Raw genomic sequence first — 22,379 nt, 5'->3', positions numbered from 1 at the left:
TTTGTAAGGAGCAACTGAAACCATGGCGGTTTCCGTAACCCTTCCGGCGCTCGGCGAGAGCGTCACCGAGGGCACTGTCACCCGCTGGCTGAAGGCCGAGGGAGAGCGCGTCGAGGCCGACGAGCCGCTGCTCGAGGTGTCGACCGACAAGGTCGACACCGAGATCCCCGCCCCGGCCGCCGGAGTGCTGGCGTCCATCAAGGTCGCCGAGGACGAGACCGTAGAGGTCGGCGCCGAGCTGGCCGTCATCGACGACGGCAGCGGCGCGCCTGCCGCTGCGCCGGCTCCGGCTGCCGCCGAGGCCGAGGCCCCCGCTCCGGCGGCGGCCGAGGCGCCCGCCGCGCCGGCTCCGGCCGCCGAGGCCCCGGCCGCCGCCCCCGCCGGTGGTGCCTCCGGCACCGACGTCGTCCTTCCGGCGCTCGGCGAGAGCGTCACCGAGGGCACCGTCACCCGCTGGCTCAAGGAGGTCGGCGAGGAGGTCACGGAGGACGAGCCGCTGCTCGAGGTCTCCACGGACAAGGTCGACACCGAGATCCCGGCCCCGGCTTCCGGTGTGCTGCTCGAGATCGTGGTCGCCGAGGACGAGACCGCCGAGGTCGGCGCCAAGCTGGCCGTCATCGGCGAGAAGGGCGCGGCTCCGGCCGCTGCCCCGGCCGCTCCGGCTCCCGCTCCGGCCCAGGCCGAGGCTCCCGCCGCACCGGCGGCCCCCGCCCCGGCTGCTCCGGCCGCCGCGCCCGCCCCGGCTCCCGCACCCGCCGCGGCGGCCCCCGCGGCGCCGGCTCCCGCCCCCGCCCAGGCCGCTCCCGCGGCTCCGGCTGCGCCCGCCTCCGTGGAGGCGAGCGACGCGTACGTGACCCCGCTGGTCCGCAAGCTCGCCGCCGAGAACGGCGTCGACCTCGGCTCCGTCAAGGGCACCGGCGTCGGCGGCCGTATCCGCAAGCAGGACGTCATCGCCGCCGCGGAGGCCGCCAAGGCCGCCGCACCGGCTCCCGCCGCCGCTGCCGCCCCGGCCGCGGCGCAGGCGCCGAAGCTCGAGGTGTCCCCGCTGCGCGGGCAGACGGTCAAGATGACCCGCATGCGCAAGGTCATCGGCGACAACATGATGAAGGCGCTGCACGACCAGGCTCAGCTGACCTCGGTCGTCGAGGTCGACATCACCAAGCTGATGAAGCTGCGCGCCCGTGCGAAGGACGCGTTCGCGGCCCGTGAGGGCGTCAAGCTCTCCCCGATGCCGTTCTTCGTCAAGGCCGCCGCCCAGGCGCTGAAGGCCCACCCGGTCATCAACGCCCGGATCAACGAGGCCGAAGGCACCATCACGTACTTCGACTCGGAGAACATCGGCGTCGCCGTCGACTCCGAGAAGGGTCTGATGACGCCGGTCATCAAGGGTGCGGGCGACCTGAACCTCGCCGGTGTCGCCAAGAAGACCGCCGAGCTCGCGGGCGCCGTGCGCGCCAGCAAGATCACGCCGGACGACCTCGCCGGTGCGACCTTCACCATCAGCAACACCGGCTCGCGCGGTGCGCTGTTCGACACGATCATCGTGCCGCCGAACCAGGTCGCCATCCTGGGCATCGGTGCCACGGTCCGCCGTCCCGTGGTCGTGAACCACCCGGACCTGGGCGAGACGATCGCGATCCGCGACATGACGTACGTCGCGCTCTCCTACGACCACCGTCTGGTGGACGGCGCGGACGCCGCCCGCTACCTGACGACGGTCAAGGCGATCCTCGAGGCGGGCGAGTTCGAGGTCGAACTCGGCCTCTGAACCGCCCGGCTGTAACCAGCCTCACGACGGCGCCCCCGCCAGGAGTACTTCCCGGCGGGGGCGCCGCCGTATTGTCTAGGGGTCACAGGTCAACGCGGCTTTAAGGAGCGCTCCATGACCATCCCCGTCGTCCACTCGCTGCGCGATCAGATCCGCGAGCACATCGTGGAGGGGATCGTCAGCGGCCGCTGGAAGCCGGGTGAACGCATCGTCGAGCGCCGTATCGCCACGGAGCTGGAGGTCTCCCAGACCCCGGTGCGCGAGGCGCTGCGCGAGCTGGAGTCGCTGCGGCTGATCGAGTCCGCGCCCAACAAGGGCGTACGGGTACGGAGTCTGACGGCCGCGGACCTGGAGGAGAGCTACCCGGTGCGGGCCGGCCTGGAGCAGATCGCGGCGGAACTCGCCGCCGACCGGCTCGCGGACGACTGCTCGGCCCTGACACCCCACGTGACGGCCCTCTACGAGGCGGACGCGGCCGGGGACTCCGCGGCCCAGGTCCGCCACACCGTCGCCTTCCACCGCGAGCTGGTCAAGGCCGCCTCCAACGGGGTGCTGCTGCACACCTGGGAGGGCCTCGGCATCGAGGTCTTCACCGCGCTGTCGATCCGCTGGCTGGGCACGGTGCAGAAGTCGTACGCGGAGGAGCACCAGGACCTCGTGGAGGCGTTCCGCCGCCGCGACCCGGAGATCGGCGCGCTCGTGAAGGCCCACGTGCTGGGCTGCGCGCCACGCGCCTGACGGCGCGTCCAACCGGGTCACACCGCCGGGCGCGGCCGGGTCCGTATCCGGTGGTGTCGGGGTGCGCTGCCGGGCGTGGCCCGGCGCCTCGGGCCTGGCGTCTGGGGCGTGGCCGGGTCCGTATCCGGTGGTGTCCGGGTGCCGCTCCGGTGGGCGTGTCCGGGACTGCTTTCCTCACCGCGCTTCGCGCGAGTTGCGACGCTTTACGTCCCGAACACGCCCCCCTGCGCGTCCCCCTGCCCGCGGCCGACGGTTTCGCTCCCCCCGGTGGATCACCGCACCGCCCCCACGGCACCCAGTCTCCGTGTCGGACCACCCCCACCGTCTACGGCATCCGCACGCCCGTTGCGTTCCCACCGGGAAAGGCGATGCTGCCCACAACGCCGACGCGACGGTTCCGCTCCCCCCGGGGGGAGCCGTACCGGCCGTGGGAAACGGCCGCCGGCCGGGTGGTCCCGCGACCGGCGGGAGGGGGGCGGGGTCACAGGAGGGGGGTGTCCGGAAGTAAAGCGTCGCAACTCGCGCGAAGCGCGGTGAGGAAAGCCATTCCGGACACCCCCCTCCGGAGGCCCCGACCCCCACACCACCCACAAGGCAGGGACACCCCCGGAAACACCACACCCCCCGACCAGGCCGACCACGAGACCCCGGCGGCCCCCGCCCCCGCCCGCCCCCGGACCGGGCCACCACGGGGGCGCCCCGGGAAACACCACACCCCCCGACCGGCCAAGCCCAAGCACACCGGGTCCGGGCGCGGAGCGCCCGAAAAAGACCGATTTAACCCGGCACAGCGTGCCCACTTTCGCGGCACTGGATGCCAATTTCGCAGGAGACTTTGATCGATCATCGATCAGAGACTTACAGTCGACCTCGGGTTCACCAACCCCTCGCCCTGTCCTGCCAGACACGGCACCCCCTTGTCTCCACCCCCCTCCTGTCCGGAAGGCGGCGATCATGACCGACCCCGTAGGCAAGCTTCCGAGCGAGCTCGACCAGCTCCCGGACCGCGACGCCGAGGAAACCGCCGAGTGGGCGGCGTCCCTCGACGCCGTCACGGAGCACGCAGGCCCGCACCGCGCCGCGTACTTGATGCGCCGCACGCTCCAGCACGCCGAGAAGGCGGGTGTGGCCCTGCCCCGCCTGCTGGAGACGGACTACGTCAACACCATCCCGACCTCCGCCGAGCCCGCCTTCGACGGCGACGAGGCGATGGAACAGCGCATCACGGCCTGGAACCGCTGGAACGCGGCCGCCATGGTGACCCGCGGCTCCCGGTACGGCGTCGGCGGCCACATCGCCACCTTCGCTTCCGCGGCCTGGCTGTACGAGACCGGCTTCAACCACTTCTTCCGCGGCAAGGAGGGTGACGGCTCCGGCGACCAGCTCTACATCCAGGGCCACGCCTCCCCCGGTATCTACGCCCGCGCCTTCCTCGACGGCCGCCTCAGCGAGCAGCAGCTCGACAACTTCCGGCAGGAGTCGGGCGGCAACGGCCTGCCCTCCTACCCGCACCCGCGCCGGCTGCCCTGGCTGTGGGAGTTCCCCACCGTCTCCATGGGCCTCGGCCCGCTCTCCGCGATCTACCAGGCGCGCTTCAACCGCTATCTGCTGGGCCGCGGGATCAAGGACACGACGAACTCCCATGTGTGGGCGTTCCTCGGTGACGGCGAGATGGACGAGCCCGAGTCGACGGCGGCACTCGCCCTCGCCTCGCGCGAGCGGCTGGACAACCTGACTTTCGTGGTCAACTGCAACCTGCAGCGTCTCGACGGCCCGGTCCGCGCCAACTTCAAGATCGTGCAGGAGCTGGAGGCCCAGTTCCGCGGCGCCGGCTGGAATGTGGTCAAGTCGCTGTGGGGCTCGGCCTGGGACGAGCTGTTCCAGCTCGACACCACGGGCGCGCTGGTGCGCCGCCTCCGTGAGGTCCCGGACGCGCAGTTCCAGACGTACGCGACCCGTGACGTGGCGTACATCCGTGAGCACTTCTTCGGCGCGGAGCCGGCGCTCGTCGAGCTGGCGAAGCTGCTCACCGACGCGAAGATCGCCGAGTGTTTCTGCACCTCCCGCGGCGGCCACGAGGCCCGCAAGGTGTACGCGGCGTACAAGACGGCCGTCGAGCACAAGGGCGCGCCGACCGTGATCCTCGCCCAGACGGTGAAGGGCTACACGCTCGGCAAGGGCTTCGAGTCCAAGAACGCCAACCACCAGATGAAGAAGCTGACGATCGACGAGTTCAAGGGCATGCGCGAGCTGCTCGGGCTCCCGATCGCGGACAGCGCGTTCGAGGACGGCCTCGTACCGTACGGCCACCCGGGCGCCGACTCGCCGGAGGTGCGCTACCTCCAGGAGCGCCGCGCCGCCCTCGGCGGCCCCGCTCCGGCCCGCCGGATGCATGCCTCCGCCCCGCTGCCGCAGCCGGAGGAGCGCGCTTTCAAGGCGCTCCACAAGGGCTCCGGCAAGCAGGAGATGGCCACGACCATGGCGTTCGTACGCCTGGTCAAGGATCTGATGCGGGACAAGGAGACCGGCAGGCGCTGGGTCCCGATCGTCCCGGACGAGGCCCGTACGTTCGGTATGGAGTCGCTGTTCCCGTCGGCGGGCATCTACTCGCCGCTCGGTCAGACGTACGAGCCGGTCGACCGCGACCAGTTGATGTACTACAAGGAGGCCAAGGACGGCCAGATCCTCAACGAGGGGATCACCGAGGCCGGCGCCATGGCCGACTTCATCGCCGCCGCCACGTCGTACGCGACGCACGGCGAGACGATGATCCCGTTCTACATCTTCTACTCGATGTTCGGCTGGCAGCGCACCGGCGACCAGATGTGGCAGCTCGCCGACCAGCTCGGCAAGGGCTTCATCGTCGGCGCCACCGCGGGCCGTACGACGCTGACCGGTGAGGGCCTGCAGCACGCGGACGGCCACTCGCACCTGATCGCGGCCACGAACCCCGCGTCGCTGAACTACGACCCGGCGTTCGCGTACGAGATCGCGGTGATCGTCAAGGACGGTCTGCGCAGGATGTACGGCCCGGACGCCGAGGACGTCTTCTACTACCTCACCGTCTACAACGAGCCCAAGCCGCAGCCCGCCATGCCGGAGGGCGTGGAGGAGGGCATCGTCAAGGGCCTGTACCGCTTCAACGAGGGCTCCGCCGGCGCCGACGCACCGCGGCTCCAGCTCCTCGCCTCCGGTACAGCCATCCACTGGGCGCTCGATGCCCAGCAATTGCTGGCCGCCGACTGGAACGTGGCGGCCGACGTATGGTCCGCGACGTCGTGGGGCGAGCTGCGCCGTGACGCCTTGGAGGCGGACGAGGCCCTGCTCCGCGGCGAGCAGCGCACCCCGTACGTCACCCAGGCGCTGGAGGGCGCGCCGGGCCCGGTCCTCGCGGTCTCCGACTGGATGCGCCAGGTGCCGGACCAGATCAGCCAGTGGGTGGAGCAGGACTGGTCGTCGCTCGGCACGGACGGCTTCGGCCTCTCCGACACCCGAGACGCCGCCCGCCGCCACTTCGGCGTGGACGCGCAGTCGATCACGGTCGCGGCGCTGGCCCAGCTCGCCAGGCGCGGTGAGGTCCCGGTGTCTGCCGTGAAGGAGGCGCGCGAGCGTTACGGCCTGTAGAACCGGCGCACGACGGCCCCGGAGGCAGCTGCCTCCGGGGCCGTCGTGCGCGATGCTTGACCTTGACACCGTGTGAACCCGTGCAGTGGGAGTCGTCATGTTCACCATCGGAGACTTCGCCAGGCACGGCCGCGTATCGGCCCGCATGCTGCGTCACTACGACGCCGTCGGGCTGCTGCACCCCGAGCACACCGACGCTTTCACCGGCTACCGCTACTACTCCGCCGCACAGCTCGACCGGCTCAACCGGATCGTCGCCCTCAAGGATCTCGGCTTCACGCTCCAGCAGGTGCAGGAGATCCTCGAGGACAAGCTGACCCCACTGGAGCTGCGCGGGATGCTCAAGCTGCGGCAGGTGGAGCTGGAGGAGGCGATGTCCGTGGCGACCGCCAGGCTGGCGCAGGTCGAGGCGAGGCTCCGGTCGATCGAGAGCGAGGGGCACATGCCCACCCAGGACGTCGTCACCAAGGCCGTTCCGGCAGTGCGGATCGCCGAACTGTCCGCGGTCGCCGCCAGTTACGCACCCGAGCACATCGGCCCGGTCATCTCCCCGCTGTACGACGAGCTGTTCAGGCGGCTGAAGGCGGCCGGCGTCACGCCGACCGGCCCGGGCGTCGCCTACTACGAGAACACGCCCGAGGGCGACGGCACGATCCTGGTGCACGCCGGGTGCACCGTCGCGGCCGGTGCGGCCCCCGGTCAGGACTTCGAGATCGTCGACCTCCCGGCCGTCGAGCGGGCGGCGACGATCGTGCACCGCGGGCCGATGGACACCATCATGCCCACGGAGCAGACCCTGGCCCGCTGGATCGACGCGGGCGGCCACATCTCGGCCGGCTACGCCCGCGAGGTCTATCTGGAGTGCCCGCCGGACAAGCGGAAGTGGGTGACGGAGCTCCAGGTACCGCTGGCCTGACCTGCGCCATGATGAGGGCATGCGCGCTGCCCGGCTGATCAAGATGGTGCTGCTCCTGCAGTCGAGGCCGTCGATGACGGGGGCGGAGCTCGCCCGGGAGCTCGAGGTGTCCGAGCGCACCGTCACCCGGGACGCGCTCGCCCTGTCGGAGGCCGGTGTGCCGGTCTACGCCGACCGGGGCCGGGCGGGCGGCTACCGGCTCGTCGGCGGCTACCGCACCCGGCTGACCGGGCTCGCCCGCACGGAGGCCGAGGCCCTGTTCCTGTCCGGGCTGCCGGGCGCCCTGCGCGACATGGGGCTCGAGGACGCGGCGTCCGCGGCACGCCTGAAGGTGACCGCGGCGCTGCTCCCCTCGCTCAGGAACGCCTCCGACTCCGCGGCCGGCCGTTTCCACCTGGACGCCCCCGGCTGGTATCAGGAGCCGCAAACCCCGGAGCTGCTGCCGGTGATCGCGGAGGCGGTGTGGGACGACCGCCGCATCCGGGCGGCGTACCGCCGCCGGGACGCCGAGGTGGAACGGGAGTTGGAGCCGTACGGGCTCGTGCTGAAGGCCGGCGTCTGGTATCTGTGCGCCCGGGCGAACGACACGTTCCGGGTGTACCGGATCGACCGGTTTTCTGCGGCCGAGGCGGACGGGGAGTTCTTCGAACGCGACGAGGCCTTCGATCTGCCCGGCTTCTGGGAGGAGCGCGCGGCGCAGTTCGCGCGCTCCATCCTCCGCGCCGAGGTCGTCGTCCGCGCCACCGCGGACGGCGCACGGCGGCTGCCGTACGTGACGGACCGCGCCGCCGCGCAGGAGGCGCTCGCCGCGGCGGATCCGCCGGACGGGGGCGGCAGGGTGACGGTGACGCTGCCGGTGGAGTCCCTCGACGTCGCATACGGCCAACTCCTGTCCCTGGGACCGGAGGTGGAGGTCCTGGAGCCGCAGGAGCTGCGGGACCGCTTCGCGCGGGCGGCGGCCGGGATGCGGGACCTCTATCTGTAGTCCTCCGCCTCTGCCGGCAGTCCCGCACCTCTACCGGTAGTCCTCCACCGCCGGTGTTTGCCCCGCCTGCTCCGCCAGCATGTACCCCCACACGTCGGGCCTGCTGCCGTCCACGTCCGTGACGCCGTACTCCCTGGCCAGCCGGCCGCTGTCGAGGGACTGTCCGTTCCAGCGGGACCGGTCCGGGTCGGCGGCGAGTGCTGCGACCCCCCGGCCCAGGTACACGGGCGACTCGGACAGCGCCCAGTGGTGCGGCTGCTTCCCGATGCCGTCGCGCCAGTTCGCCTCCGTCAGGCCGAAGATGTCGAGCATCTCCTCGGACCGGAGGAACCCGGGAGTGACCGCCACGGCCGTGCAGCCGACGCCCTCCAGCTCCTCGCCGAGGATGAACGCCATCCGGATCGGGCCGTTCTTGGCCAGGTCGTAGTAGAAGTTCTCGCGGAACCCCTTGTTGGTCTCCTTCGTGCCGTCGGTGACCTCGATGACCATGCCGCCCGGTTCACGGACCAGCAGGGGCAGCGCGATGCTGCTGGTGATGATGTGGCTCCTCACCCCGAGGTCGATCATCCGCAGCCCGCGCCGCAGATCGACGTCCCACATCCTGGTGTCGAAGTCGAGCAGGAAGTTCCCGCCCCAGATGTCGTTGACGAGGATGTCGAGACGGCCGTGGTCGCGGTCGATGCGTTCCACGAGCGCCCGTACCTGATCCGCCTCGAGATGGTCGGTGGGCACGGCGATTCCCTCACCGCCGGCCGCGGTGACCAGTTCCGCGGTCTCCTCGATGGTCTCGGTCGGCCGGCCGACCTCGCTGACCCTCTCCCGGGTGGTCCGGCCGGTCACATACACGGTCGCGCCGGCGGCGCCGAGCTGGACGGCGATCGCGCGGCCGGCGCCCCGGGTCGCGCCGGCGACAAGCGCGATCCTGTTCGAGAGGCTGCCGTCCAGCGGCTTGTTCATCGTCATGAACCGACCGTCGCACGGATACCGGACATCTTCTGTCTGGTATGACCCGTGCAGGTGTGTCCGATTGCGAAACAGCCGCTTTTCGGCGGCTCCGCGTGCGCCGCCCTCCGCCAACCACGATGCTGGACCCGTGATGGACGAGACGGAGTTCTGGGAGATCATCGACAGCACCCGCGAGGCCGCCGAAGGCGACCCCGAGGATCACGCGGAGCTGCTCGTCGAACGGTTGCTGCAGCTCGACCCCGATTCCGTGCTCGACTTCGCGCGGCACTTCGAGTCCCGTTACAACCGCGCCTACACCTGGGACCTGTGGGGTGCCGCCGCGGTGCTGCTGGGCGGGGCGAGCGACGACGCGTTCGACTACTTCCGCTGCTGGCTGATCGGGCAGGGCCGGGAGATCTTCGAGGGCGCGGTGCACGAACCGGACTCTCTGGTCGAGCTGCTGGAGGAGTTCGACGAGGACATCGACGGCGACGGCGAGGAGCTCGGGTACGCGGCGGACGAGGCGTACGAGCAGCTGACCGGTGTCGCCGCGCCCGACCTGGGCATCCCGGTGCAGGCCGCGGAACCGGCAGGCACACCGTTCGACTTCGACGACGACATGGCGCTGGCTCGGCGCTTTCCCCGGCTGTGGGAGCGGTTCGGCGGTCTGTGAGCCGGCCGCTCGGCTTCCGGGCCGGTCCCGCGCCGCGCGGCTCCCGGCTCAGTTCCGCTCAGTTCCCGTCGAGGGTCCGGCCCATGAGGACGTCGTCCACGTACCGGCCGTCGAGGTGGAACTCGCCCGGCAGGACCCCCTCCACGACGAAGCCCTCCGCCTCGTAGAGCGCCCGCGCCGGCGCGTTGTGGGAGAGCACCCGCAGCGTGATGCGGACGGCGCCCTGGCGCCGGGCCTCGTCGCACGCCGCCCGCAGCAGGGACCGCCCGACTCCGCGGCCCCGTGCCCGGGCGGCCACGGCGAGGCCCTGGATCTGGCGGACGTGCTGGTTGCAGACGAGCGGGGTGGGCGGTGCCAGCCGGATATAGCCGACGATCGTGCCGTCGGCGTCCTCGGCGACGAGGAACTGGTCCAGCCGGTGCTTCGGGTCGAAGAACGGGTCGTACGGCGGCTGCGGCCGGGGCGTCACGGCATGCGTCGGCGACCAGGCGGCACGGTCGAGCTCGCCGAGCTCCGCGTCGTCGACGCGTCGGGCGGGGCGTATGTGCGACTCGGGCATGGAGCCACTGTGTCACGGCGGACGGCGGGGGCAGGATGGGCTCCATGCAGAGATCTCGAATTGCCGTCACCGGCGCCTCCGGACTCATCGGCAAGGCGCTGGTGCACTCACTGCGCGCCGACGGACACGAGGTGGTGCGTCTGGTCCGGCGCCCGCCGAGCTCCGGTGACGAGGTGGAATGGGATCCGCAGCGGCAGTACGTGGACGTGGCCGGCCTGGTCGGCTGCGAGGCCGTCGTGCACCTTGCGGGAGCGGGGGTGGGCGACCACCGCTGGACCGACGCGTACCGCAAGGAGATCCGCGACAGCAGAGTGCTCGGTACGGCGGCGATCGCGGAGGCCCTCGTCTCCCTCGACGTACCGCCGCGGGTGCTCGTGAGCGGAAGCGCCGTCGGCTACTACGGCGACACCGGTGACCGGCCGGTGGACGAGAGCGCGCCGCCCGGCGACGGCTTCCTGCCGCAGGTGTGCGTCGACTGGGAGGAGGCGGCGGCCCCGGCCCAGGAGGCGGGGGTACGGACGGCCTTCGCCCGTACCGGCCTGGTGGTGGCCCGGAGCGGCGGCGCGTGGGGGCGCATGTTCCCCCTGTTCAAGGCGGGGTTGGGCGGGCGGTTGGGCAGTGGCCGTCAGTACTGGAGCTTCATCGCCCTGCACGACGAGATCGCGGCCCTGCGGCACATCCTGGACACCGAGTCGCTGTCGGGACCGGTGAACCTGACGGCGCCGGAACCGGTCACCAACCGGGAGGCGACGGCGGCGATGGGCCGGGTGCTGCGGCGCCCGACGCCGTTCGCGGTTCCGCAGCCGGTACTGCGCGCGGCGCTCGGAGACATGGCGTCCGACGTGCTGAGCAGTCAGCGGGCGCTTCCGGCACGTTTGTTGGAATCGGATTTCTCTTTCGCGTTCCCGCGCATCGACGACGCGATCAGGGCCGCGCTGCGGTAGAGGAGGACGCAGGAGGCACATCGGGGCGAGCTGGGCCGCCGTGTGCGCCCCCGCGCTCCGGTGCTCCGCGGTGTGCGCGACCTCCCCGGCCCCATACCTCCTTAGTCTCGATCCGAACTCGGGTATTCCTCGGGCCTGTTGGGGGCATGACCCTCCCACCAGCCGCGCCGACCTCGGGGAGGGGCACGTGCTCAGCACCGCTCATGATGCGGATGTCGTCATCGTCGGGGCCGGAGTCGCCGGACTGTCGGCGGCCCACCGTCTGACCAGTGCGGGTGTCACGGTCAGCGTCGTGGAAGCCGGCCCCGTGGTGGGCGGCAGAATGGCCACCGAGCAGCTCGACGGCTTCCGGCTCGACCGAACAGGCCAGTTGGTCAGTACCGCGTACCCGGAGCTGCGCCGCACGGCGGCGCTCCGGGACGCCGATCTGCGGATGTTCTCGCCCGGTGTGCTGGTGCACAGCGGAGGCCGGCTCCAGCGGACCGGCGAAGTGGGGGCTTCTCCCCACGCTCTGCGGAGCGTGGGCCGGGGGGCACCGAACGCCCCGAGGGGCGTAGGGGTCGCATTCACCGTTGCGCGCGCCCTCGCGAGCGCCCCTCGGCCCCGCCAGCTCGACCAGGCGCGGCTCGGGGCGTCGCTGGCCCGCCTCGCCGCGACGCCGGTGGACCGGATCCTGGCCCGCCCGGAACGGACCGCCGCGGAGGCGCTGTACGGCCGCGGGCTGCCGGCCCGTACGGTGCACGGCTTTCTGCGCCCGCTGCTCTCCGCGCTGTTGAGCGACCCGGATCTGACGGGCACCTCGAGCCGGTGCGCCGATCTGGCGCTGCTGGGCTACGCCCGCGGCCGCCTGTGCGTACCGGCGGGCGGTGCGGCGACACTGCCCGAACTGCTGGCTGCGGGACTGCCGTCGGGAGCCGTACGGACGGAGGTGTCGGTCACGGACGTCTCGACCACGTCGGTGACCACCGAGGAGCACGGCGTTCTCCGCTGCCGGGCCGTGCTGCTGGCCACGGGGGCGGGGGCCGCCGCCGGGCTGCTGCCGGGCCTGCGGGTGCCGTCGTTCCACACGGTGACCGTGTTTCACCACACCGCGCCCGAGTCCCCACTGCGGGAGCCGTCGCTCGTGCTGGACGCGGACCGGACGGGCCCGGTCTCGCACACCGCGGTGATGAGCGAGGTCGATCCGTCCCGGGCGTCGGACGGCCGGGTGCTGATCTCGTCGACGGTGCTGGGTGCGCGGTCCGAGGGCGAGGACCTGGAGCGGCGGGTGCGCCGGCATCTGGCGGCGCTGTACGCCACGCCCACCCACGGGTGGGAGCTGCTCGCGGTCCACCACGACCCCCGCGCGGTGCCGGCATCGCCCGCGCCGCACGATCTGCGCCGCCCTGTGCGGGTGCTCTCCGGCCTCTACGTCTGCGGCGACCACCGCGACACGGGGACGGTGCAGGGCGCTCTGCACTCGGGCCGCAGGGCGGCGCAGGCGGTCCTGAGCGACTTCGGTATCCGTGCCGACCACGCGCCGAAGCCACTGACGGCGGCGGCCTGAAACCCCGGCGGACGGGGCCGCCACCCCGCCCGCCGGCCACCGGCACCCACGGGGGACGTTGAGGGCAGTCCGCAGCCCCGGCCGCCGGCCCGGAATTCGTTCGCCGGCCGCCGGGCTCACCCGGGGGAAACACCGGAACCGGGGCGGTCCCCGGCCCCGTCCGCCGGCCATCAGGGCCCACGGGACGCTGAGGCGGAACAGGCCCCGGACCCGCCCGCCGGGGCCCACGGGGACGCCGAAACCGGGGCACGCCCCGGGCCCCGTACCGCCTTCGGCGCTGTCCTCGAACGCCGGCCGGGCCGATCACCAGGCCCCAGGCCCGGGGACAGCGCCCCGGGCCGCCGGGGACCGCCCCCGGGTGGCCCGGGGGCGGCCCTCAGCCGAGGGCCGACACGCGGTCGCGGTACGTGCGGACCGGGGCCGCGTCGCGGTACGGCTCCAGGCGGCGTTCGAAATCGCGTACGTACTCCGTCGCCCTCGCCGACCGCATCTCCGACGCCTGCAGCGCCGCCTCCGCCCCCAGCGCGCACGCCTGGTCCAGTTCACCGAGGCCCAGCCGGGCCGAGGCCAGGACCACGCGGGAGAAGAGCCGGCTGCGCGCGAAGGCCGGGGCCTGCAGTTGCAGGGAGCGTTCCGCGTGCTGGGCCGCGGTCCGGTACTGCCGCAGGTCCCGGTGGCAGTGGCCGAACTCGTCGGCCAGCTGGGCCTCGTCGAAGCCCCGTGCCCAGTGCGGCACGTCGTCCCCGGGCCTGGCGGTCTCCAGTGCCCGCTCGGCCCGTACGAGCGCCGCCGTGCACGCCGGTGCCTCGCCCAGCACTCCGTGCCCACGCGCCTCCACCGAGTGCAGCAGCGCCTGCACCAGCGGCGGGGCCGACGGCCCGACGCCCTGCTGAGCGACCCTGGTCAGCTGCACGGCCTCCCTGCCGTGGCCGAGGTAGACGGCCTGGCGGCTCATGGTGACCAGCACATAGGAGCCGTACGCCCGGTCGCCCGCCGCCTGCGAGAGCCGCAGCGCCTGGACGTAGTACCGCTGGGCGAGACCGTGGGCCGCGATGTCGTACGAGGTCCAGCCGGCGAGTCTGGTCAGGTCCGCGGCCGCCGCGAAGAGCCGCCGACCCGTGGTCTCGCCGTACGTGCCGCGCAGCATGGGCTCGGCCTCGTGCTCGAGGTAGCGCACCAGGGCCTGCCGCGCGTGCCCGCCGCCGTACGCGTGGTCGAGGGCGCGGAACAGCTCACCGACCGAGCGCAGCGCCGCGATGTCACCGCCGGAGACCCGCTGGCCCGGCCCACGGTCGGTGGTGCCCCGCTGCCGGGGCACCACCATCCTGGGGCCCTGCAGGGGGACCCGCCCCGACCCGGTGTGCGCCGCGTCGCCTCTGCCCACGTGCTCGTCGGCCCGCCCGATCAGCCAGTCCCTGCTCGGCACCACCAGTCCGGCCGGGGTGAACGCGATCTTGCGCAGTTCGGCGTGGCTCCCCGAGTCCTTGCGCCACAGACCGCTGACGATGTCCACGGCCTCCTCGGGGGTGGCGGCGAACTCCAGTCCCGCGTACACGGGCGCGCAGGCGTCGAGTCCCAGGTCCTGGGCGGACAGCCGCCGGCCGAGTCTGCGGGTGAACACCTCGGCGATCAGCGCGGGGGTGGTGCCGCGCGGCTGCTGCCCGCGCAGCCAGCGGGTGACGGACGTCTTGTCGTAGCGGAGGTCGAGGCCGTGCTCCAGCCCCAACTGGTCCACTCGGCGGGCGAGGCCGGCGTGCGAGAAGCCGGCCTCCGCGATGAGCGCCGCGAGCTGCCGGTTGGGGGTGCGCTGTGTGGTCCGTTCCGTCATCGGTTACGGGGTCTCCTGCCTTCCGGGCCGGGAGCAGCCCTCTTGGAACGGCGCGAATGTAGCGGCCCGCCACGGCCGTTCCGCCGCCTTCGCCCCACATTCATCCGATCGTGTGAGGATTGGTGCCGGTACTGGCCATGGGGCTGACGGGCATCGACCTGCCCGGCCGCCTTGTTTTCACCCGCCGTACAGTGGCTGGGGCCCGGCTCACCGCCGGGCGAGGTTCGAGGGAGGCACAGCCGTGAGTGAGCTGCGGTTCGTCCGACTGGGGTTCGGCGACGAGGCCGTCGAGTACCGGGAGGCATGGCAGAAGCAGCGCGAGGTCCACGCCGCCCGCTTCGCCGACGAGATCCCGGACACCTGTCTGCTGCTGGAGCACCCGCCCGTCTACACGGCCGGCCGGCGTACGGAGGACAGCGAGCGCCCCCTGGACGGCACTCCGGTCGTCGACGTGGACCGCGGCGGGAAGATCACCTGGCACGGTCCGGGCCAGCTGGTGGGCTATCCGATCCTGAAGCTGCCGCGGCCGGTGGACGTCATCGCGCATGTGCGCCGTCTCGAGGACGCGCTGATCGCCACCTGCGCGGAGTTCGGCGTGGAGACCAGCCGCGTGGAGGGCCGCAGCGGCGTGTGGGTCCTCGGCGATCCGCTGGAGCAGCGGCCCACGACCGGAGGGCTGTCGCTGGACTTCGATCCCCGGCTGCACGACGAGGAGTTCGACCCGCGGCTGAGCGGCCCGGAGTACGCGCCCTCCAACGCCGGCCAGCGCCGTGAGGACCGCAAACTGGCCGCGATCGGCATCCGTATCGCCAAGGGCGTCTCGATGCACGGCTTCGCGCTCAACGTGAACCCGGACAACACCTGGTTCGACCGGATCGTGCCCTGCGGCATCCGCGACGCGGGCGTGGCCTCGCTGGCTGACGAGCTGGGCCGCGACATCACCATCGAGGAGGTGCTCCCCGTTCTGGAGAGGCATCTGCGAGTGGTGCTGGAGAACGCCGAGCCGCGCCCCCGCGAGATCGAGAAGCCGGAGGCCGGGCAGCAGAAGGCCGAGAAAGCCTCCGTCTGACGCCCGCCGAGGGCGCTGGGGAATGCGCCCCTCTGGCCATGGGTTGGCCAGACGTAATGCCGCACTTTTAACGGGCGTACTCTGGTGTTCGCCGAAGAATCGAAGCTGTAGGGAGCCGGTCGTGTCCGCAGTCGCACCCGACGGACGCAAGATGCTGCGTCTGGAGGTCCGCAACAGCCAGACCCCCATCGAGCGCAAGCCCGAGTGGATCAAGACCCGGGCGAAGATGGGTCCCGAGTACAACCAGCTGCAGAAACTGGTCAAGAGCGAGGGTCTGCACACGGTCTGCCAGGAGGCGGGCTGTCCCAACATCTTCGAGTGCTGGGAGGACCGCGAGGCGACCTTCCTCATCGGCGGCGACCAGTGCACCCGGCGCTGCGACTTCTGCCAGATCGACACCGGCAAGCCGCAGGCCCTCGACCGTGACGAGCCCCGCCGGGTCGGCGAGTCGGTCGTCACGATGGACCTGAACTACGCCACGATCACCGGCGTCGCCCGCGACGACCTGGAGGACGGCGGCGCCTGGCTGTACGCGGAGACGGTGCGCCAGATCCACACGATGACGGCCGACCGCGAGGGCGGCCACACCAAGGTCGAGCTGCTGATCCCCGACTTCAACGCGGTGCCCGAACAGCTGGCCGAGGTCTTCTCCGCGCGCCCCGAGGTGCTCGCGCACAACGTCGAGACCGTGCCCCGGATCTTCAAGCGGATCCGTCCCGGTTTCCGTTACGAGCGCTCCCTCGAGGTCATCACGCGCGCCCGTGAGGCGGGGCTGGTGACGAAGTCGAACCTGATCCTCGGCATGGGCGAGACCCGCGAGGAGGTCAGCGAGGCGCTGCAGCACCTGCACGACGCGGGCTGTGAGCTGATCACGATCACGCAGTATCTGCGCCCGTCGGTGCGCCACCACCCGGTGGAGCGCTGGGTGAAGCCTCAGGAGTTCGTGGAGCTGAAGGAGGAGGCCGACGAGATCGGTTTCTCCGGTGTGATGTCGGGCCCGCTGGTCCGTTCGTCGTACCGGGCCGGCCGCCTCTTCCAGCAGGCGATGGAGGCCCGCGGAGCCGGCGCCGCAGCTCCGGCCACCAGGACTGTGTGAAGTCAAGCACAAGCAGCTACCGGTCGGTAACGCTCAGTTGGACGCGGTCCGCACCCTCCCCGCAGGTCGGGGGCAGGGGGCGGACCGCGTCGGCGTCCTGCGGGTGCATGCGACCCGCGCATTTGTCTTTCATCAGCGTTTGACCACCCCGTCATGCCCTGGTAACACCAATCAGTGACGCTTGACTCACGCACAGCTCCCACTCATCGCCGCTCACCCCGAGGGGGAACCTTCACCATGCAGGCCGCGCCGGTACGTCACGTCACTGCCCACCCGATCCCGTCCGTCACCGGCGCGCTGCGCGCCGTGGAGTCCCTGCTGCTCTCCGGCGGCCAGCGCACCGCCCGCCGCAACGCGTGGACGGCGGTCCTCGAGGACCGCCGCAGGGCCAAGGACCGGGTCGAGGCCCAGCACGTACTGGAGGCCGTGGCTGCCCGCACTTCGTAGGCCACGTAAACTTCCTCGTATGGCGAGGAAGGCAAACTCAGACAGCGCTGACGCAGCTGCGAACCCGGGGCGACTGAAGCAGATCGCTCTGACGTACAAGATGACCCGGAAGGCCGACCCGAAGGTCGGTCTTGTCGTCGCGGGTGTGGGAATCGTCACCTTCGGTGTCTTCCTCGGGATCGGCTTCCTGATCGGCCATCCCGTATACCTCGGCATCCTCGGCTTCGTGCTGGCCTTCCTGGCCATGGCGATCATCTTCGGACGGCGCGCGGAGCGGGCGGCCTTCGGACAGATGGAAGGCCAGCCGGGCGCGGCGGCCGCGGTCCTGCAGAACGTGGGACGCGGCTGGACCACGACCCCGGCGGTCGCGATGAACCGCAACCAGGACGTGGTGCACCGCGCGGTCGGCAAGGCCGGGGTCGTGCTGGTGGCCGAGGGCAACCCGAACCGGCTGAAGACCCTGCTCGCGGCCGAGAAGAAGAAGATGAACCGCATCGTCGTGGACGTCCCCGTGCACGACATCGTGGTCGGCAACGACGAGGGCCAGGTGCCGCTGAACAAGGTGCGCACCACGATGCTCAAGCTTCCTCGGGTGCTCACCGGCCCCCAGGTGACGTCGACCAACGACCGACTGCGCGCCATGGGCGACCTGATGAGCAACATGCCGCTGCCGAAGGGGCCGATGCCGAAGGGCATGCGGATGCCTCGCGGCGGAAAGATGCGCTGACGCGACGAACGAGCGAACGAACGAGTCAGGCGGCCGGGACGATGCCCCGGCCGCCTGACTCGTTCATGTGCTTCGTTTCATGCGAGAGGCATCGCCCCTCGCTCAGATCAGCAGCCCCTCGCTCAGATCCGCACCTGCACGGCGCGGGCGAGGCGGTCGTGCAGTCCGCGGCCGTCGCGGTCCCAGATGAGCGCCGGGATCGCGAGGCACAGCAGCGCGCTGCGTACGACGACCCAGCCGGCGCCGAGGCGTCCGCCGTTCTCGGAGACGACGCGCAGGCCGAGGAGCCGCTTGCCGGGGGTGAACCCGACCGTCCCCACGGTCAGCACGCTGAGCACGAAGAAGATGCCGAGGGCCCAGTTGCCGGCCGCCTGCCGGTCACCGCCCGCGAACAGTCCGTATGCGATCAGGAAACATAGCCCCCAGTCGATGAAGAGCGCCCCGAAGCGCCGCCCGACAGGGGCCACGGAGCCCGGTCCCGTCTCCGGCAGACCGAGCCGCTGACCTCGGTATCCGAAGTCGACGCCCATGTCCTCGGCCGCCGCGCGGGGCCCGGAGAGCCACGATCCGATTGCTTGCCTGTTGTCCACCCGTCCACGGTACTGTGCTCGGTTTCACCCGCCTGCGCCCGGGGGCCGATCCGGCGCTGCGAGTTCGATCCGGTTAACTTCGACGAAACAAATGGGTCATGCTGGAGAAATCCCGTCCGCCTACGGTCGAGACCAGCGTGTGCCACCGCACTGGCCTCACGGACGAGCTGCAACCCCGCCCCTCCCGGGTGGGAGTAGGAGGAGTTGGATGTTCCAGAACGCCGACGACGCGAAGAAGTTCATCGCGGACGAGGACGTCAAGTTCATCGATGTCCGGTTCTGCGACCTCCCGGGCGTGATGCAGCACTTCACCATCCCGGCTGCGGCGTTCGACCCGGCGGAGGAGCTTGCCTTCGACGGTTCGTCGATCCGCGGCTTCCAGGCCATCCACGAATCCGACATGGCGCTCCGTGCGGACCTGTCGACCGCGCGTGTCGACCCCTTCCGCCGCGACAAGACGGTCAACATCAACTTCTTCATCCACGACCCGATCACCGGCGAGCAGTACAGCCGTGACCCGCGGAACGTGGCCAAGAAGGCCGAGGCGTACCTCGCCTCCACCGGCGTCGCCGACACCGCGTACTTCGGTCCCGAGGCCGAGTTCTACGTCTTCGACAACGTGCGTTTCCAGACCTCGGCGAACGAGTCGTTCTACCACATCGACTCCGAGGCGGGCGCCTGGAACACCGGCGCGCTGGAGAACAACCGCGGCTACAAGGTCCGCTACAAGGGCGGCTACTTCCCGGCCCCGCCGGTGGACCACTTCGCCGACCTGCGCGCGGAGATCTCCCTGGAGCTGGACAAGAACGGCCTCCAGGTCGAGCGCCAGCACCACGAGGTCGGCACCGCCGGCCAGGCCGAGATCAACTACAAGTTCAACACGCTGCTCGCGGCGGCCGACGACCTGATGCTCTTCAAGTACATCGTGAAGAACGTCGCCTGGCGCAACGGCAAGACCGCGACCTTCATGCCGAAGCCGATCTTCGGTGACAACGGCTCCGGCATGCACGTCCACCAGTCGCTCTGGCAGGGCGGCTCCCCGCTCTTCTACGACGAGCAGGGCTACGCGGGCCTGTCGGACACCGCCCGCTACTACATCGGCGGCATCCTCAAGCACGCGCCGTCGCTGCTGGCCTTCACCAACCCGACGGTGAACTCGTACCACCGCCTGGTGCCCGGTTTCGAGGCCCCGGTCAACCTGGTCTACTCGCAGCGCAACCGCTCCGCGGCGATGCGTATCCCGATCACGGGCTCGAACCCGAAGGCCAAGCGCGTCGAGTTCCGCGCCCCGGACCCGTCGTCCAACCCGTACCTGGCCTTCTCGGCCCTTCTCCTCGCGGGCCTCGACGGCGTCAAGAACAAGATCGAGCCGGCCGAGCCGATCGACAAGGACCTCTACGAGCTGGCCCCCGAGGAGCACGCGAGCGTCCCGCAGGTCCCGACCTCCCTCCCGGCCGTCCTCGACGCCCTCGAGGCGGACAACGAGTACCTGCAGGCGGGCGGCGTGTTCACGTCCGACCTGATCGAGACGTGGATCGACTACAAGCGCACGAACGAGATCGCCCCGATCCAGCTGCGTCCGCACCCGCACGAGTTCGAGCTGTACTTCGACATCTAAGAGAGCGGGGTCGCGCGACCTGGCCTGGAGCCCTGGAAACAGACTGTGACCTGCGAAAACTCTTCTCAGCAGTCCTCACTGTCACCGCTTGGTCTCCGCCACCTTGTGCACCGAGTGCGCATCGCCCGGCCGATTCGCTGACTTGATGTCAGAAACACTGCGAGGGCCGCTACCCCATAGCCGGGGCAGCGGCCCTCGCTGGCTCGTCCAGGCTCGGTGTGCGGCGGCAGCCTTCTTGGTCTCCCGGTAACGGGGCGGGTCGGTGACCTGCTGTGATGGGTGCCGCAGGTTGCGCTGTCAGCCGTAGTTGTCAAAGGGCCGGAGGCTGATGCCTCCGGCCCTTGGCCTATGAGCGGGAGGCCTCCTCGCCCCGGGCGGCAGCCGAGTCTTCGAGGATGCGGCCGGACAGCGGGACCGCCTGTCGACCATGGCGGCCGCCCCTGCCGACCGCGGCGATCTGTCGGCCGCCTTCATCCGCCCCGACCGCATCGTCGCCTGGGCCGCCGCCCCGGGCCTGCCCGCGGACACCGCAGCTCTGGCGACCGCGCTGCGCACCTGGCTCGGCGAACTGCACGCACGTCGCGATGGAGCAGTTCGCCTACCGCGGACCCGCACCTGTGGTGGTCAGTGCGGTCAGCCCGACCAGCGGAAAGGCCGGCACCCCGGTCACCATCAGCGGCTCGGGCTTCGCCGATGGCGCCAACACCGGACGGTAGCGTCCACACGCCCCGTTCCCGGGGTGGCCCGGACTGCGACCGGCAGCCGGGAGCACAGGACCACATGGTTGACAGAGAGTCAGGGAATCCGGTGAACGCCGGATGTCGGCCTGCGGCCACCTCCGCGAAGCTGCTAGCTGTGAGCGCGGTAGCTACACGTACAGCTACGAAAAGTCCTCCGGAAACACGGCGTTGCTCTCCGGTCTCCATGCCTCAAGAAAGGTCTGGGATGCTCAAAATCTTCCCTGTGGCCCTCCTCGCGCTCGCTCTTGCCGCCACACCACTGAGCCCGGCGGTGGCCAAGGCGCCTCCGCAGTCCGACCAGATCCCCGGCCGTTACATCGTGACCCTCAAGGACACGGCCGCTGCCGACGCTGCCGGCGTGGAGGCGGCTGTGAACGCGGCTGTCGAGGAGGCCGCCAACCTCGGGGCCGAGGTGCAGCACGTGTACCGCCACGCCCTCCAGGGCTATGCGGCGTCCATGAGCCCGAGCGTCGCAGCCACGCTCACGGACGACCCGCGGGTGAGTTCGGTGGAGCCCGACCGGCGGGTACAGGCCACCGCTCAGTCGGTCCCGACCGGTGTGGACCGGGTTGAGGCGGACAAGAGCCCCACAGCGGCCATCGACGGCGTCGACACCCGGGTGGACGCTGATGTCGCCGTCATCGACACCGGGATCAGCCCGAACCACCCCGACCTCAATGTGTACCGGGCCGGCGGCAAGAACTGCTGGCTCCCCATCCTGCCCCCGAACGACTGGCACGGTCACGGAACGCATGTCGCCGGAACCATCGGCGCCCTGGACAACGGCACCGGGGTGGTGGGTACGGCACCGGGCGCCCGGCTCTGGCCGGTCCAGGTGCTCGACCCCTTGGGCAGCGGCACCACCTCGTCAGTCATCTGCGGCATCGACTACGTCACCCAGCACGCCGACGAGATCGAGGTCGCGAACATGAGCCTGGGCGGCGCCGGCACCGACGACGGCAACTGCGGCAAGAGCAACAACGACGCCATGCACCAGGCGATCTGCAATTCCGTCGCCAAGGGCGTCACCTACACCGTGGCGGCCGGCAACGACCACGCCGACGCCAAGAACATGATCCCCGCCGCGTACGACGAAGTCATCACCGTCAGCGCCCTGGCCGACTTCGACGGCAAGCCGGGCGGTCTCGGCCGGCCGACGTGTCGCAACGACCAGGACGACACCTTCGCCGACTTCTCCAACTACGGCCCCGACATCGACCTGATCGCGCCTGGCGTGTGCATCTACTCCACCTCCAACAGCGGCGGCTACACCACGCTGTCCGGCACCTCGATGGCCGCGCCCCACGTCGCGGGCGGCGCAGCGCTGTACCTGGCCACCCACCCCGGCGCACCGCCGCAGAGCGTCAAGACGGCTCTGCAGGGCGCCGGCAGCCTGGACTGGACCTGGCCCTCGCAGGACGGCGACGGCACCAAGGAGCGTCTGCTCAGGCTCTCGTCCTTCTGACGACGGTCATCCGCCTCGTGGGGGGGGGGGGGGGGGGGGGGGGGGGGGGGGGGGGAGAGAAGGGGATCTGCTTGCGCGGGAAAGAGGAGAGGAAAAAAGAA

Annotated in this window: 19 protein-coding genes and 1 pseudogene; 16 read left to right on the top strand and 4 right to left on the bottom strand. The window is 71.1% G+C overall.

Annotated features, from left to right (window positions below; all coding sequences use genetic code 11):
• Positions 1-22: 22 nt before the first annotated feature.
• From sucB to ACZ4SA_RS10265, 5 genes are all read left to right on the top strand, one after another.
• Positions 23-1,768: a 2-oxoglutarate dehydrogenase, E2 component, dihydrolipoamide succinyltransferase gene (gene sucB, locus ACZ4SA_RS10285; RefSeq protein ID WP_468272015.1), complete on the top strand. Its 1,746-nt coding sequence runs from the start codon at positions 23-25 to the stop codon at positions 1,766-1,768.
• Positions 1,769-1,882: 114 nt separating this feature from the next.
• Positions 1,883-2,506, top strand: a complete 624-nt coding sequence (locus ACZ4SA_RS10280) for a GntR family transcriptional regulator (RefSeq protein ID WP_356637514.1) — start codon at positions 1,883-1,885, stop codon at positions 2,504-2,506.
• A gap of 954 nt (positions 2,507-3,460) precedes the next feature.
• On the top strand, positions 3,461-6,130 hold the full coding sequence (gene aceE / locus ACZ4SA_RS10275) for a pyruvate dehydrogenase (acetyl-transferring), homodimeric type (protein WP_468272012.1): 2,670 nt from the start codon (positions 3,461-3,463) through the stop codon (positions 6,128-6,130).
• A gap of 97 nt (positions 6,131-6,227) precedes the next feature.
• Positions 6,228-7,046: a MerR family transcriptional regulator gene (locus ACZ4SA_RS10270; RefSeq protein ID WP_468272010.1), complete on the top strand. Its 819-nt coding sequence runs from the start codon at positions 6,228-6,230 to the stop codon at positions 7,044-7,046.
• Between the two features lie 19 nt (positions 7,047-7,065).
• The gene (locus ACZ4SA_RS10265; protein WP_468272007.1) at positions 7,066-8,031 is read left to right on the top strand and encodes a helix-turn-helix transcriptional regulator; all 966 of its coding nucleotides are present in this window, start codon (positions 7,066-7,068) and stop codon (positions 8,029-8,031) included.
• 30 nt (positions 8,032-8,061) lie between these two features.
• Here ACZ4SA_RS10265 and ACZ4SA_RS10260 read toward each other — a convergent pair whose 3' ends face one another.
• Positions 8,062-8,994 (bottom strand): SDR family oxidoreductase, encoded by a 933-nt coding sequence (locus ACZ4SA_RS10260; RefSeq protein WP_468272005.1) that lies wholly within the window; start codon positions 8,992-8,994, stop codon positions 8,062-8,064.
• 133 nt (positions 8,995-9,127) lie between these two features.
• On the opposite strand from ACZ4SA_RS10260, the gene ACZ4SA_RS10255 reads away from it, so the two are divergent.
• Positions 9,128-9,649, top strand: a complete 522-nt coding sequence (locus ACZ4SA_RS10255; protein WP_468272357.1) for a DUF4240 domain-containing protein — start codon at positions 9,128-9,130, stop codon at positions 9,647-9,649.
• A 58-nt stretch (positions 9,650-9,707) separates the two neighbouring features.
• Here ACZ4SA_RS10255 and ACZ4SA_RS10250 read toward each other — a convergent pair whose 3' ends face one another.
• Positions 9,708-10,208: a GNAT family N-acetyltransferase gene (locus ACZ4SA_RS10250; RefSeq protein ID WP_468272002.1), complete on the bottom strand. Its 501-nt coding sequence runs from the start codon at positions 10,206-10,208 to the stop codon at positions 9,708-9,710.
• A 44-nt stretch (positions 10,209-10,252) separates the two neighbouring features.
• Between ACZ4SA_RS10250 and ACZ4SA_RS10245 the strand changes: the two genes are divergently transcribed.
• Together ACZ4SA_RS10245 and ACZ4SA_RS10240 are read left to right on the top strand one after the other, a co-directional pair.
• The gene (locus ACZ4SA_RS10245; RefSeq protein WP_468272000.1) at positions 10,253-11,152 is read left to right on the top strand and encodes a TIGR01777 family oxidoreductase; all 900 of its coding nucleotides are present in this window, start codon (positions 10,253-10,255) and stop codon (positions 11,150-11,152) included.
• A gap of 187 nt (positions 11,153-11,339) precedes the next feature.
• Complete coding sequence (locus tag ACZ4SA_RS10240; protein ID WP_468271999.1) at positions 11,340-12,698, top strand: NAD(P)/FAD-dependent oxidoreductase; 1,359 nt, start codon at positions 11,340-11,342, stop codon at positions 12,696-12,698.
• Between the two features lie 376 nt (positions 12,699-13,074).
• On the opposite strand, the gene ACZ4SA_RS10235 is transcribed toward ACZ4SA_RS10240, so the two are convergent.
• Positions 13,075-14,526, bottom strand: a complete 1,452-nt coding sequence (locus ACZ4SA_RS10235; protein ID WP_468271997.1) for a regulator — start codon at positions 14,524-14,526, stop codon at positions 13,075-13,077.
• Positions 14,527-14,767: 241 nt separating this feature from the next.
• On the opposite strand from ACZ4SA_RS10235, the gene lipB reads away from it, so the two are divergent.
• The 4 genes from lipB (at position 14,768) to ACZ4SA_RS10215 (ending at position 17,865) form a co-directional block, all read left to right on the top strand.
• Positions 14,768-15,595 (top strand): lipoyl(octanoyl) transferase LipB, encoded by an 828-nt coding sequence (gene lipB / locus ACZ4SA_RS10230; RefSeq protein ID WP_468271995.1) that lies wholly within the window; start codon positions 14,768-14,770, stop codon positions 15,593-15,595.
• A 121-nt stretch (positions 15,596-15,716) separates the two neighbouring features.
• Positions 15,717-16,691, top strand: coding sequence for a lipoyl synthase (lipA, locus tag ACZ4SA_RS10225; protein ID WP_468271993.1), 975 nt, complete (start codon positions 15,717-15,719; stop codon positions 16,689-16,691).
• A 237-nt stretch (positions 16,692-16,928) separates the two neighbouring features.
• Entirely contained in the window at positions 16,929-17,138 is a 210-nt protein-coding gene (locus ACZ4SA_RS10220) for an SCO2195 family GlnR-regulated protein (RefSeq protein WP_468271990.1), read from the top strand.
• A 19-nt stretch (positions 17,139-17,157) separates the two neighbouring features.
• A complete protein-coding gene (locus ACZ4SA_RS10215; RefSeq protein WP_468271988.1) occupies positions 17,158-17,865 on the top strand; it encodes a DUF4191 domain-containing protein in 708 nt (235 codons plus the stop codon).
• A gap of 122 nt (positions 17,866-17,987) precedes the next feature.
• Here ACZ4SA_RS10215 and ACZ4SA_RS10210 read toward each other — a convergent pair whose 3' ends face one another.
• Positions 17,988-18,455 carry an RDD family protein gene (locus tag ACZ4SA_RS10210; RefSeq protein WP_468271985.1) on the bottom strand — a complete coding sequence of 156 codons (468 nt, stop codon included), beginning with the start codon at positions 18,453-18,455 and terminating at the stop codon, positions 17,988-17,990.
• 208 nt (positions 18,456-18,663) lie between these two features.
• Here ACZ4SA_RS10210 and glnA point away from each other — a divergent pair, with 208 nt between their 5' ends.
• The 4 genes and pseudogenes from glnA to ACZ4SA_RS10190 all read left to right on the top strand — a co-directional run bounded on the left by glnA (position 18,664) and on the right by ACZ4SA_RS10190 (position 22,278).
• On the top strand, positions 18,664-20,073 hold the full coding sequence (glnA, locus tag ACZ4SA_RS10205; protein ID WP_468271983.1) for a type I glutamate--ammonia ligase: 1,410 nt from the start codon (positions 18,664-18,666) through the stop codon (positions 20,071-20,073).
• A 382-nt stretch (positions 20,074-20,455) separates the two neighbouring features.
• A pseudogene (locus ACZ4SA_RS10200) lies at positions 20,456-20,629 on the top strand (aromatic-ring hydroxylase C-terminal domain-containing protein); the annotation flags it as partial.
• A 28-nt stretch (positions 20,630-20,657) separates the two neighbouring features.
• Complete coding sequence (locus ACZ4SA_RS10195; protein WP_468271981.1) at positions 20,658-20,789, top strand: IPT/TIG domain-containing protein; 132 nt, start codon at positions 20,658-20,660, stop codon at positions 20,787-20,789.
• 229 nt (positions 20,790-21,018) lie between these two features.
• Positions 21,019-22,278 carry a S8 family peptidase gene (locus ACZ4SA_RS10190; protein WP_468271979.1) on the top strand — a complete coding sequence of 420 codons (1,260 nt, stop codon included), beginning with the start codon at positions 21,019-21,021 and terminating at the stop codon, positions 22,276-22,278.
• The last annotated feature ends 101 nt before the right edge of the window (positions 22,279-22,379 follow it).

The organism is Streptomyces sp. NPDC027962 (assembly GCF_055566095.1).
Note: the sequence above shows the minus strand (reverse complement) of the source record. Positions and strands in the feature narration are given on the sequence as shown.